The 12,599-nt window shown below is 64.1% G+C and carries 14 protein-coding genes; 10 read left to right on the plus strand and 4 right to left on the minus strand.

The window, feature by feature from the left end:
• From GWG67_RS26630 to GWG67_RS26660, 7 genes are all read left to right on the plus strand, one after another.
• On the plus strand, window positions 1-1,320 hold the full coding sequence (locus GWG67_RS26630; protein ID WP_275172335.1) for a TRAP transporter large permease: 1,320 nt from the start codon (window positions 1-3) through the stop codon (window positions 1,318-1,320).
• Between the two features lie 11 nt (window positions 1,321-1,331).
• Window positions 1,332-1,793, plus strand: a complete 462-nt coding sequence (locus GWG67_RS26635; protein WP_275172336.1) for a DUF3237 domain-containing protein — start codon at window positions 1,332-1,334, stop codon at window positions 1,791-1,793.
• 273 nt (window positions 1,794-2,066) lie between these two features.
• Window positions 2,067-2,876 (plus strand): crotonase/enoyl-CoA hydratase family protein, encoded by an 810-nt coding sequence (locus GWG67_RS26640; protein WP_247283469.1) that lies wholly within the window; start codon window positions 2,067-2,069, stop codon window positions 2,874-2,876.
• Window positions 2,873-4,759, plus strand: a complete 1,887-nt coding sequence (locus GWG67_RS26645) for a feruloyl-CoA synthase (RefSeq protein WP_275172337.1) — start codon at window positions 2,873-2,875, stop codon at window positions 4,757-4,759. Before GWG67_RS26640 ends, GWG67_RS26645 begins: the two co-directional genes overlap by 4 nt.
• A 25-nt stretch (window positions 4,760-4,784) precedes the next feature.
• Complete coding sequence (locus tag GWG67_RS26650; RefSeq protein ID WP_275172338.1) at window positions 4,785-5,546, plus strand: SDR family NAD(P)-dependent oxidoreductase; 762 nt, start codon at window positions 4,785-4,787, stop codon at window positions 5,544-5,546.
• A 10-nt stretch (window positions 5,547-5,556) separates the two neighbouring features.
• Window positions 5,557-5,988, plus strand: a complete 432-nt coding sequence (locus tag GWG67_RS26655) for a thioesterase family protein (protein WP_275172339.1) — start codon at window positions 5,557-5,559, stop codon at window positions 5,986-5,988.
• A 78-nt stretch (window positions 5,989-6,066) separates the two neighbouring features.
• Window positions 6,067-7,218: an ABC transporter substrate-binding protein gene (locus tag GWG67_RS26660; protein ID WP_275172340.1), complete on the plus strand. Its 1,152-nt coding sequence runs from the start codon at window positions 6,067-6,069 to the stop codon at window positions 7,216-7,218.
• Between the two features lie 188 nt (window positions 7,219-7,406).
• On the opposite strand, the gene GWG67_RS26665 is transcribed toward GWG67_RS26660, so the two are convergent.
• Both GWG67_RS26665 and GWG67_RS26670 read right to left on the minus strand, forming a co-directional pair.
• A complete protein-coding gene (locus GWG67_RS26665) occupies window positions 7,407-8,135 on the minus strand; it encodes a glutathione S-transferase family protein (RefSeq protein WP_275172341.1) in 729 nt (242 codons plus the stop codon).
• Between the two features lie 38 nt (window positions 8,136-8,173).
• On the minus strand, window positions 8,174-8,509 hold the full coding sequence (locus GWG67_RS26670; protein WP_275172342.1) for a hypothetical protein: 336 nt from the start codon (window positions 8,507-8,509) through the stop codon (window positions 8,174-8,176).
• Between the two features lie 113 nt (window positions 8,510-8,622).
• On the opposite strand from GWG67_RS26670, the gene GWG67_RS26675 reads away from it, so the two are divergent.
• Together GWG67_RS26675 and GWG67_RS26680 are read left to right on the plus strand one after the other, a co-directional pair.
• Window positions 8,623-9,321, plus strand: coding sequence for a YafY family protein (locus GWG67_RS26675; RefSeq protein ID WP_007599649.1), 699 nt, complete (start codon window positions 8,623-8,625; stop codon window positions 9,319-9,321).
• Between the two features lie 13 nt (window positions 9,322-9,334).
• Complete coding sequence (locus GWG67_RS26680; RefSeq protein WP_275172343.1) at window positions 9,335-9,658, plus strand: YkgJ family cysteine cluster protein; 324 nt, start codon at window positions 9,335-9,337, stop codon at window positions 9,656-9,658.
• On the opposite strand, the gene GWG67_RS26685 is transcribed toward GWG67_RS26680, so the two are convergent.
• Together GWG67_RS26685 and GWG67_RS26690 are read right to left on the minus strand one after the other, a co-directional pair.
• The gene (locus GWG67_RS26685) at window positions 9,655-10,053 is read right to left on the minus strand and encodes a hypothetical protein (RefSeq protein WP_007599645.1); all 399 of its coding nucleotides are present in this window, start codon (window positions 10,051-10,053) and stop codon (window positions 9,655-9,657) included. The genes GWG67_RS26680 and GWG67_RS26685 overlap by 4 nt on opposite strands.
• A gap of 285 nt (window positions 10,054-10,338) precedes the next feature.
• Window positions 10,339-10,686 (minus strand): DUF3307 domain-containing protein, encoded by a 348-nt coding sequence (locus GWG67_RS26690; RefSeq protein ID WP_018458457.1) that lies wholly within the window; start codon window positions 10,684-10,686, stop codon window positions 10,339-10,341.
• Window positions 10,687-11,088: 402 nt separating this feature from the next.
• Here GWG67_RS26690 and GWG67_RS26695 point away from each other — a divergent pair, with 402 nt between their 5' ends.
• Window positions 11,089-12,534 carry a TAXI family TRAP transporter solute-binding subunit gene (locus tag GWG67_RS26695; protein WP_275172344.1) on the plus strand — a complete coding sequence of 482 codons (1,446 nt, stop codon included), beginning with the start codon at window positions 11,089-11,091 and terminating at the stop codon, window positions 12,532-12,534.
• Window positions 12,535-12,599 lie beyond the last annotated feature (65 nt).

Here is a 12,599-nt window from a genome sequence, read left to right on the forward strand (position 1 = left end):
ATGAGCACCGATGCCGTCGCCGTTATCGGCTTTGTTTCCCTGTTCGCCCTGATGCTGCTGCGCGTGCCCGTCGGCATGGCCATGGGCCTCGTCGGCGTCTCCGGCTTCTCCTATCTCGTCGGCGCCACGCCGGCGCTGAAGCTGGTCGGCCAGACCTCGATGCGCACGGTGACCGACTACACCTTCGGCGTCATTCCGATGTTTTTGCTGATGGGCTCCTTCGTCAGCAATTCCGGCATGAGCCGCGAGCTGTTCCGCGCCGCCAACGGCTTTGTGGGCCATTTGCGCGGCGGACTCGGCATCGCCACCGTCGGTGCCTGCGGCGGCTTTGCCGCGATCTGCGGCTCTTCGGTCGCCACCGCAGCGACCTTCTCCGCGGTCGCTTATCCCGAGATGCGCCGCTTCGGCTATCCGCAATCGTTTGCCACCGGCGTGATCGCGGCCGGCGGCACGCTGGGCGCGATGCTGCCGCCTTCCACGGTGCTCGCCGTCTACGGCATCATCACCGAGCAGGACATCGGCAAGCTGTTCATCGCCGGCATCATCCCGGGCATCCTGGCGATGACCATGTACATGATCACGATCTTCCTGATCGGCTATTTCCGGCCCGACTTCCTGCCCAAGGGCAAGGTGACGCCGTGGCGCGAGCGCTTCGCCGGCCTGAAGGACATCTGGGCGCCGGTGCTGCTGTTCGTGTTCGTGATCGGCGGCCTTTACGGCCTGCCCTATCTGCCGCGCTTCACCCCGACGGAAGCCGGCGGCGTCGGCGCTGCCGGCGCCTTCATCATCGGCGTGGCGACCGGCCGCCTCGACCGCGAGAAGATTCTGGCCTCGCTGCTCCAGGCAACGCGCACGGCGGCCGCCGTGTTCACCGTGCTGATCGGCGCTCTGATCTTCGGCTATTTCCTCACGGTGACGCAGACCCCGCAGAAAGTGACGGAATTCCTCACCGGCCTCGGCCTGGGCCCCTACGGCGTGCTGGCGCTGATCATGGTGATGTATCTCGTGCTCGGCTGCCTGATGGACGCCATGGCGATGATCATCCTCACCGTGCCGATCATCTTCCCCGTGATCATGCATCTCGGTTTCGACCCGATCTGGTTCGGCGTCATCATCGTCATGACGGTCGAGCTCGGCCTGATCCATCCGCCGGTGGGCATGAACGTCTTTGTCATCAAGAGCGTGGTGAAGGACGTCTCCTTCTCCACAATTTTCAAGGGCGTGATTCCGTTCGTGGCGACAGACCTCGTGCGCCTGGTGATCCTGATCGCCTTCCCGTTGCTGGCGACTTGGCTGCCGACGCGGATGATGGCGCATTGAGAGGTGAAGCGATGACTACGCCAGCGCTGGAAACCAAATACGTCTTTACCGTCACCGCACGCATCGGCAACGTCGTCACGGCCGGCGAGACCGGCATCGGCATCCGCCGCATCATCCCGATCATCGGCGGCGAGGTCTCGGGCGCGATCACCGGCAAGGTGCTGCCGTTCGGCGCGGACTTCCAGACCATCCGCCCGAACGAGCTGATTGATCTCGAAGCGAAGTACGCCTTCGAAACCGACGACGGCGCCATCGTCTATGTCGAGAACAAGGGCATGCGCTTCGGCCCGGTCGAGCTGTTGCAAAAGCTCAAGCGCGGCGAGCCGGTGGATCCCAAACTGATCTATTTCCGCACCGTGCCGAAGTTCGAGACCGGGCATGAGAAGTACCGCTGGCTGATGGAGCACATTTTTGTGGGTTCAGCAGCGCGGCATGCGGATCGCGTCGTGATCGACGTGCATCAGGTGATGTGAGAACACAGGCCTTAGGGTCAAGTCGGCTCCACATACTCCGCTCGTCGTCCCGGCGAAGGCCGGGACCCATACCGCGGAAATCCATCGATTGCGGATGGTCTGAGCACTTAACGACTGTCGTCGCCAAACTTCTCCCGGTGGATTTTGGGTCCCGGCCTTCGCCGGGACGACATAGTATCTTGGAGCAAGGCTCTACCGACCTTGAAACTGCCCTTCCCTCCTTGACTCCCCCTGAATTCGTTATACAACATAACTATTCTGACAAGGACGCAAATGACACAGGGAAACGCCGAGACCGCTGACGCGGGCGCCTCCGGGCTTTTGAGGATCGAGCGGGCGGACCGGGTTTTGACCGTCGGTCTGAATCGGCCGGCCAAGCGCAATGCGCTCAACGACGGCATCATCCTGGAAATCGGCGAGTGTTTTGCGTCCCTGCCCGAGGATATCGGCGCGGTCGTCATCCACGGCATCGGCGACCATTTTTCCAGCGGTCTCGACCTCTCCGAACTGACCGACCATGATGCCACCGGCGGCCTTCTCCATTCCCAGATGTGGCACCGGGTGTTCGATCGCATCCAGTACAGCCGGGTGCCCGTGATCGCGGCGCTCAGGGGCGCCGTGATCGGCGGCGGGCTGGAGCTCGCCTGTGCGGCGCATATCCGTGTCGCCGAACCCTCGACCTATTTCGCGCTGCCGGAGGGGCAGCGCGGCATCTTCGTCGGTGGCGGCGGTTCGGTGCGCCTGCCGCGGCTGATCGGTGTCGCCAGGATGATGGACATGATGCTGACCGGCCGCGTCTATTCCGCGACTGAAGGCACCTCCTACGGCTTTGCGCAATATGTCACGGAAGCCGGCAACGGACTCGGCAAGGCGATGGAGCTTGCGACCAAGGTCGCCTCCAACGCGCCGCTGACGAATTTCGCCGTGCTCCAGGCACTGCCGATGATCGCGGAGGCCAATCCGCAGACCGGCCTGTTGATGGAATCGCTGATGGCGACGGTGGCGCAGAGCGACAAGGAAGCAAAACGCAGGATCCGCGAGTTCCTCGAGCACAAGACCGCAAAGGTAAAGCCGAAATCATGAGCGCGCAGCCGTCGTCCTCTTCCAGCATGGAGCGCGGCGCGAGCACTTCCCCGCTGCGGCCCATTTCGTTCGGCGATCCCGTCGTGAATATCGAGCGGCGCGACGACGGCACGATTTACCTGCGGCCCAAACAGCCGCTCGGAGACTATCCGGCCCGCATCACCGACCGCCTGCATCACTGGGCGAGCGCGACGCCCGATCGCGTCTTCATGGCCGAGCGCGAAGGCGGCCGCGGTTGGCGCAAGATCAGCTATGCGGAGCTGCTCGCCGCGAGCCGGCACATCGCCTCAGGGCTGATTGCGCGCGGGCTGTCGGCGGAGCGGCCGGTCGTCATCCTCTCCGGCAATTCGATCGACCACGCATTGCTGGCGTTCGGCGCGTTCTATGCCGGCATTCCGTTCTGCCCGGTGTCGCCGGCCTATTCGCTGGTATCGAAGGATTACGGCAAGCTCTCCTATTTGATGAAGCTGCTGACGCCCGGCCTCGTCTTCGCCGAGGACGCCGACAAGTTCGCCGACGCGCTCGCCGCCAACGTCTCGCTCGGCACCGAGATCGCCGCGTCCTACGGCCGCGTGCCGGGCCGCGACGTCACCTTGCTCGCCGACCTCATGGCGACGCCGATCCGCGGCGATCTGCACGAGCTCCACGGCAAGATCGGCCCCGATACCGTCGCGAAATTCCTGCTGACCTCGGGCTCGACCGGCAACCCGAAGGCGGTCATCAACACCCAGCGCATGATCTGCGCCAACCAAGTGATGCTGCGCGAGACGCTCGCCTTCCTCAAGGACGAGCCGCCCGTCATTATCGACTGGCTGCCCTGGAATCACACTTTTGGCGGCAACCACAATATCGGGCTGACGCTCTACAATGGCGGCTCGATGTATCTCGATGCCGGCAAGCCGGTGCCTGGAGGCATCGAGGAAACGGTGCGCAATCTCCAGGAGATATCGCCGACAGTTTATTTCAACGTGCCCAAGGGCTACGAGTCGCTGCTGCCTTATCTGCGCGACGACCAGGGCCTGCGCGCGAAATTCTTCGACCGGCTGCACGCGATGTTCTTCTCGGGCGCGGCTCTGTCGCCGTTCGTCTGGAACAGCCTCGACGAGCTCGCGGTGAAGGAAAAAGGCTACCGCGTGCCGATGCTGACAGGCCTTGGCGCAACCGAGACCGCGCCGTTCTTCATGTCGGTCAACCCGCGCACCAGCCGCTCCGGCCATGTCGGGCTTCCCGTATCCGGCAACGATGCCAAGCTGGTGCCGAACAACGGCAAAATGGAAGTTCGTTGCAAGGGGCCGAACGTGATGCCCGGCTACTGGCGCCAGCCCGACATCACCGCACAATCGTTCGACGAAGAAGGCTTCTACAAGCTGGGCGATGCGCTCAAGCCTGTCGATCCCGACGATCTCAACGCCGGCTTCGATTTCGACGGCCGCATCGGTGAGGATTTCAAGCTCGGCAGCGGCACCTGGGTCAGCGTCGGCCCGTTGCGCGCGCGCTTCGTTGCGGCCTGCGCACCGCTGGTGCGCGACGTTGTCATCGCCGGCATCAACCGTGACGAGGTCTCCGCGCTCGTCGTGCTCGATCTCGACGGCTGCCGGCTGATCAACCCGACGCTGCCGACCGACGACCTCGTCGTCGCGACCCGCGACCGGCTGGTGCGCGAGGCATTTCGCGAACGGCTGACCCGCTTTCTCGGCGCGGCCACGGGATCCTCGACGCGGATCACACGCGCGATCCTCATGGACACGCCGCTCTCGATCGACAAGGGCGAAGTCACCGACAAGGGCTCGATCAACCAGCGCGCGGTGCTCGAGCATCGCAGCCTGCTGATCGAGGAGCTCTACGCTGCCAATCCATCGGACCGTGTGATATCGGTCGGGTAAGAAATATCGCACCAGGGAGAACGCCATGTTGTTGAAGGATCAGGCTGTCATCGTCACCGGCGGCGCGTCGGGACTTGGTGCGGCGACTGCGCGAAAGCTGGCTGGCCAGGGCGCCAGGGTCGCGGTCTGCGATCTCAATGCCAAGCTCGCCGAGACTGTCGCCGCCGAGATCAAGGGCGTGGCCGTGGCTTGCGACGTCTCCGATGCCGCCTCAGCGGAAGCTGCAATCGCGCAGGCGACCAAGGCCCATGGACCCGCGCGCGTGCTGGTCAATTGCGCCGGCATCGGCGTAGCCAAGCGCGTCGTCGGCCGCGACGGCCCGATGGCGCTCGCCGATTTCGACAAGGTGATCAAGGTCAATCTGATCGGGACCTTCAACATGCTGCGCCTTGCCGCAAACGAGATGTCCAAGCTCGAGCCGCAGGCGACCGGCGAGCGCGGCGTCATCATCAACACGGCTTCCGTTGCCGCTTATGACGGCCAGATCGGGCAATCGGCCTATTCGGCCTCAAAGGGCGGCATCGTTGGCATGACGCTGCCGATCGCGCGCGAGCTGGCGCAGTTCGGCGTCCGCGTGCTGACGATCGCGCCCGGCCTGTTCCTCACGCCGCTGCTCGCCAACCTGCCGCAGGAAGCGCAGGACTCGCTCGCCGCCGCGATCCCGTTCCCGCGCCGGCTCGGCCACGCCGACGAGTTCGCGGCGCTCGCCCTGCACATGGTCGAGAATTCGTACCTGAACGGCGAAGTGGTGCGCCTCGACGGCTCGCTGCGCATGGCGCCGAAATAGGACGCGGCCTATGTTCGTGAACCGGCGCGACGTCCAGATCCAGTGGGGTGACTGTGACCCCGCCAACATCGTCTATTACCCGCGCTATTTCGCGATGTTCGACGATTCGACGTCGACCCTGTTCGAAGTCGCCGGGTTCTCCAAGCAGGACCTGGTCCGCAAATACGGCTTGGTGGGCATTCCCATGGTCGACACCCGCGCCAAGTTCTACATCCCCTCGACTTATGGCGACTGGATCACCATCGAAACCAAGGTCGAGAGCATCAAGCGCTCGAGTTTCGAGGTGAAGCACAGCGTCTACAAGGGCGAGGCGCTGGCGCTCGAGGGTTTCGAGACCCGCGTCCTGGTCGGCCGCGACCCCGTTAACCCCGACAAACTGAAATCGGCACCGTTTCCTGCGGAAATGGTAGCCAAATTCACGGGGAGCGATGCCCGGAGCTAAATCGCCACATCACCAAAAGAGGGGGCTGAATTACCCCCCGATTTCTGCTTTCAAAGAAACACATAAAGGGAGGAATAGATGAAACGCTTTTACCTGACCGCCGCCGTCACCGCGGCCGCGCTTGCGCTGCCGGCCGTGCCCGCGCTGGCCCAGACCGCCGAGGTCACCATCGGCATCACCACCACCACGACCGGCCCGGGCGCAGCGCTGGGGATTCCCGAGCGCAATGCGCTGGAGTTCGTGCCGAAGGAGATCGGCGGCGTGCCGCTGAAGGTGATCGTGCTCGACGACGGCGGCGATCCCACCACCGCGACCACCAACGCCCGCCGCTTCGTGACCGAATCCAAGGCCGATATCATCATGGGCTCGGCGCTGACGCCGCCGACCATCGCGGTGTCCAACGTCGCCAACGAAGCCGGCATTCCGCATTTCGGCCTGGCGCCGTTCCCGATCACGCCGGAGCGCATGAAGTGGTCGGTGGCGATGCCGCAGCCGATCCCGATCGTGGGCAAGGTGCTGTACGACCACATGAAGGCCAAGGGCGTGAAGACGGTCGGCTATATCGGCTATTCCGACTCCTATGGCGACCTCTGGTTCAACGATTTGAAGGCGCAGGGCGTGCCGATGGGCATAACCATCGCCGACGAGGAGCGCTTCGCTCGCCCCGACACGTCGGTGACCGGACAGGTGCTGAAGCTCGTGGCTGCGAATCCCGACGCCATTCTGGTCGGCGCTTCCGGTACCGCGGCCGCGCTGCCGCAGACCGAGCTGCGCGAGCGCGGCTATCAGGGCCTGATCTACCAGACCCACGGCGCCGCCAGCATGGACTTCATCCGCATCGCCGGCAAAGCGGCGGAAGGCGTGCTGATGGCCTCTGGTCCCGTCATGGATCCCGAGGATCAGCCGGACGAAGCCGCCACCAAGAAGCCGGGCCTCGCGCTCAACTCGGCCTATGAAGCCAAGTACGGCCCGAACAGCCGCAGCCAGTTCGCCGGTCACTCTTACGATGCGTTCGAGATTCTCAAACGCATCATCCCGACGGCACTCAAGACGGCGAAGCCCGGCACGCCGGAATTCCGCGAAGCGATCCGCCAGGCGCTGCTGTCGGAGAAGGAGCTTGCGGCGAGCCAGGGCGTCTACAACTTCACCGAAAAGGACCGCTACGGCCTCGACGAGCGCTCGCGCATCCTTCTCACTGTGAAGAACGGCAAGTACATGCTGGTGAAATAGACGCAGCGGCAGGATTGACGACGAGAGCCGGCCCGATGGGCCGGCTCTTTCTTTTGGCTCCTAGAATGGCATTGCCATATGATCGTCATGGCCGGGCTCGTCCCGGCCATCCACGCCTTGCCATACGGCGCGAAGAACGTGGATGCCCGGGACGAGCCCGGGCATGACGAAGAGAATACGCCGCGTTCCTACGCCGCCTGTCGCAGCGGGGTCCAGGCGAACTCCGGATAGTAATGGTCCATCATCCGGTCGACGTAGGCGGTGAGGTTCGGGAATCCTTCGGCGCGACGGCGCAGTGCGGATTCGAAGAACGGCGTCAGGATGCCGGCGAGTGCACCGAAAGCGGTGGCATCGACGCCGCAGGGCTTGTTGCCCATCAGATAGGACTTGTCGCCGAGCTGCACCGAGAGCGCAAACAGCGAGCGCACGGCGAGATCGACGTCGTCATCGGGCGCGTGCCGTCCGAGCCCGGAGAGCAGGTAGTTCTCGGCGACGCGGAATTGCGCATCCTCGCGCAATTTCTCGCGATTGTGCTCCGGCGCGCCGTCGAAGAAATGTGCAGGCCCCTTGGCGAAGTTGACCGGGTCGACCCAGCGCGCCCCGACCAGCGCAAAATAAACGTGATGCTCGATCATGCGCTCGAATGCCCAAGCCTGTGCGCGTTCGGCAAGCGACAGGCCGGCGTCGAAATCGAAGCCGTAGCGGCGCTCGATATGGGCGCGGATGAAGGTGGAATCGGCCACCGCCTCGCCGCCATCGTCGATGAAAGGCAGCTGTCCCTTGGGAGAGGCGGGCGGCATCGCCCGCTCCTTCCGGTAGGGCAATCCCGCCATCTTGAGCTGCACCTCGGTCTTGGTGACGAAGGGGCTGATTTCCGGCAGGCCGAAGCCGGTGCCAAAGCCGTAAAGCGTGATCATGAAGGCTCTCCTGAAACGACCGAAAGAGTTGAGGGAACTTAACCGCGGGCTGCTGCCACCATGGTGGCAGCAGCCGTGATATCTTCTGCGAAACGGGCCCCCCGCCAGGCGCGGGCCATGACATGACGGACCAGCGCGTCCGCGGCCTGGACCAGGAAGCGGGCCACCACGGTCGCGAGCGCAAGGCGGAGGTCGACGACCATGAGATCAAGGGATACGAGGCGGCCGCACGCCCATGCGTACCAAGCTCGGACTTGTAAACGCAGGACTTGCAAACGCAGGACTTGCAAACGCAGGACTTGCAGAGGCTGGACCCGTAAAGGCTGGGTCCGCCACAGCGCAGCGGCCGGGCTGAAATGAGTTGGAATGATCATGGACAAATCCTCTTCAGTCTACGTGTTGACCCGGTATAGAACTCCCCTGCTGCCAACATCCTGTCAGCAGCCGCGCGCCGCCTTCTGAAAAAACCACCGACAAGAGATCCGTCATGAGACGCGCCGACCGGCTGTTTCAAATCATCCAGGTGCTGAGGCGCACGCGTAAGCCGCTGACGGCGGATGCCATCGCGGCCGAGCTCGAGACCTCGAAGCGCACGATCTATCGCGACATCGCCACGCTGATCGGCCAGCGCGTGCCGATCCGCGGTGAAGCCGGCATGGGCTACATCCTGGAAAAGGGTTTTGACCTGCCGCCTTTGATGCTGACACCCGACGAGATCGAGGCGGCGGTGCTGGGCGCGCAATGGGTCGCCGGCCATGCCGATCCCGCGCTTGCGCGCGCGGCTGAAGACTTGATGGCCAAGATCGCCGACACTGTCCCCGAGCGCCTGCGCCCCTTCGTGCTGGAGCCGGCAAGCCGGGCCCGGCCGAGCTGGAACAGGGAGCCGGACCGCCTGGACATGGCCCGCACGCGCACCCAGATCCACGAAGGCAAGAAGATCATGCTGCGCTATCGCGACGAGCAGGGCCGCGCCAGCGAGCGCATGATCTGGCCGATTTCGATCGGCTATCTCGAAGCCGTGCGCCTGCTCGCGGCCTGGTGCGAGCTGCGCGGCGACTTCCGCAGCTTCCGCACGGACCGCGTGGTGGATGCGAGCTATCCCGACGAGAGATATCCTGAAAGGCGCGACGTGCTGCGCGCGAAATGGCGGCAGAGCCTGGTCTGGGGCCCGCCCAAGGATACGTGAAGGACCCGTGACGATGGACGAGAACGCCCCCATCGACCTGTCGAGCTGTTGCCAGAGTTGCGGCGCCTGCTGCGGCTATTCGGCGAATTGGCCGCGCTTCTCCATCGAGAGCGACGAGGAGCTTGCCGCGATTCCCGAAGCGCTCGTCAACGCGCGTCAATCCGGCATGCGCTGCGAGGGCGATCGCTGTTCGGCGTTGCAGGGAGAGATCGGACAAGCGACCGCGTGCGGCATCTACGCAGTGCGGCCCGAGGTGTGCCGCACATGCATGCCAGGCGATGCCGAATGCGCGATGGCGCGGCGGAAATTCGGGCTGCCAATTATCGCGAGCGTTTAGGCGGGGACGGCTTCGCTGATCTCGTCGTCGATCTCGTCGTCCAGCGGCGCGAGCACCGAGAGCGGCTTGGTCGACAGCGTGATCGGCTTGCGGCCACCGGACAGCGACGGCGAGGATTTCGCCGCACCTTCGCGCGCAAGCGCGTAGAGCGTCGAACCGACACGGCCGCCGTTCTCGATCAGGTCGCGCTCGTTGCAGCTGCCGGCGATCGCGACCGCCAGCGAGTGCAGATGGCTGCGGCGATAGCAGAACAGCGCCAGCCTGGCGCGCGCGTCAGGGGAAACACTTTCAACCAGCCTCGGCAGGCCACTCTCGCTGGCGCGGTACATCTCGCCAAGGAGTTCGTCGCGGACCGGGCACGAATCGCCTTCAAAGGTATCGCGGCTTGAAAACATTGCAGTTCTCCCTCGTGTGGGAAGATGCAGTGCAATTCTCTAACGAAAGGTTAACCACGCGGCCCGGTAGTCACCCGGGGTCCTTGCGCCTTGGCAGCGAATCAATGGCCGGAAATGCCTCCACAGCGTCATGGCCGGGCTTGTCCCGGCCAAGCCGAGAGCGCGAAGAACGTGGATGCCCGGGCCTTCGCCTCGCCAACGCAGCTTCGGCCGCGCAGGCGGGACAAGCCCGGGCATGACGACCTCTTGTGGACGCCGATGGACGACTACCTACGCCGCCACCGCTCAGTTCGCCGCCATGAAGATGGAGAGGCCGAAGCCGGTCAGATGGTGCAGGGCCTGGTCGACACCGATCAGAGTCCAGAACCAGGGATGCGCAAGATCGACACCGAAATTGGCCGAGACCAGGCCCTTGGCGCGGTCGATCGTGATGTGGATCACGAAGTCGATCAACGCCACAAACCAGAATTTCGGCGCCACGATCAGGATCAGCGGAAGCGCAACCGCAAGGTGAACCAGGCAGTGCACCAGGAGCGGCAGGGCCCAGCCGTGCTTCTGGTCCTTGCCGTGCGCCATCCAGGCAGTCTGGAGGACGAAATCGGCGATGATGTGCTTGAACGTGAGCAGCAACATCCAACCAATGAGGGCTTCGACCGGAACCGCCGATGACAGGGGTGGAAACGACAAGGCGCCCTCATTGACGTGACAAGAAGAATTGGAGCGTTCAGCGCAATCTCTTCCTGGACCGGTCAAATCGCCGGGACGTGCGATTTATGACATCTCCCGCGACGGAATGCAGCCGGGGGGAACCGGAAAATCGCCAACTGTGGCTAACCGGTGATAGGATGACCAATCGCCACGGCCGAGCTGAGTAAGGTTACCTTCGGCTCGGAATTTGCTTTCCGCAGCCTGCGCGCTATCATTGCCGGTAGAGAATATCTTTCTTTTTTCAGACGTTTACGAATTACAGGGCGACCGCAGCGATCACATCCGCGATGCCGCCCGCCACCGGAATCATAAGGCCAGAGTGCTGCCATGAGTACTGAGGGCCCTACCTCATCGCCGATCGAGCCACCGCCCCGGCGACCCAAGGTGATCAAGACCAACCAGCAGCAGGTCTTCCTCTACGTCGTGCTGACCCTGCTGTTGTCGCTTGCCACCGTCTGGGGCGGCCGCATGCTGGTGCACAATTCGGAGACGCTGACCTTTGCCGTCGGCGCCCCCAACAGCGACGAGGCGCTGTTCGCAGCCAAGCTCGCCGCGGTCCTGAAGAACAACGCCTCGCGCTTTCGGATCAAGATCGTCAACAACGCCGACAACGCCAAGGCGATCGCCCAGTTCGATCGCAAACAGGCCGACCTCGCGGTGCTTCGCACCGACGCCAAGGTGCCGTTGCGGGCACGCACGCTCGCGATCCTCGAGCACGATCTCGTGCTGCTGCTCGGGCCCGGAAACAAGAAGATCAAGTCGCTCGCCGAGCTGAAGAAGAAGAAGGTCGCCGTCCTCGCCGACAACGAATCCTCGCTCGCCTTCGTCCGCGGCATCCTCGACATTCCCGACGGTGCGGACGCGGCGAAGATCCAGATGGCGCCGCAGGGCGCAACGCTCGACAAGCTGTTCGCGCCGGCAAGCGGCTTTGGCGCGGTCGTCGCCATCGTCCACGCCTCGCGGGCGGTGCGGGACAAGGCGTATGAGCAGGTCGCCAGGCGCGGCGGCTTCACACTGAACGCGATCGACGAGGCGAAAGTGCTGGCGCGCAAGATCCCCGGCATTTCCAGCGAGACACTGACGGCGGGCATGCTGTCCGCATCACCGGAAATTCCCGACGACGATCTCGACACGATCGGGCTCGAATGGTTGCTGGTCGTCCAATCCAGGATGTCGCCGACGGCGGCCGGGGATCTCGCGCGCATCGTCTACGAGAACAAGTCCGCGCTCGGGCTCGACGGCGGCTTTGCCAGCAGAATCGAGCCCGCGTCCGTCGAGAAGGACGCCTTCGTGATCGCGCATCAAGGGGCGGCCGACTACATCAACGACGACACCAAGTCGTTCATGGATAAGTACAGCGACCTGATGTATCTGGGCGCTGCCGCGCTCAGCGTCATCGGCTCGATCTTCGCCGCGATCTACGCCAAGATCACCCGGATCGCGCCGGAGAAGGCCAGCGAGCTCGCCACCGCGATCCTCGACGTCGGCGAGCGGATCGAACACGCTCATTCGCTGGACCAGCTCGAATGTCTCCAGGACGAGCTGGAAGGCATCTTGCGTGGCGCCGTCATCGGCTTGCGAGACGGCACGATCAGTAGCGACGGGCTCGACACATTCAAGCTCGGCTACGAATTCGTCCGCGACGAGATCGGCATGCGCCGCGACTACCTCAAGCGCCATGCGGGCGAGAGCGGGAAGGCCGCTCACGATGTGGCCCCTCCCCAGCACGACGAGAGCAATGTCGTGGTGGTGAAGACAGCTCAGAGTGCCTGACCTGTCGGTTTGAGGGTCTGCGGCGACGCCTTGCCGGCACGTCCGCGGGCGACCGGGCTTTAGTC

Origin of the sequence: Bradyrhizobium sp. CSS354 (assembly GCF_029051725.1) — a bacterium.
Lineage (GTDB): Bacteria > Pseudomonadota > Alphaproteobacteria > Rhizobiales > Xanthobacteraceae > Bradyrhizobium.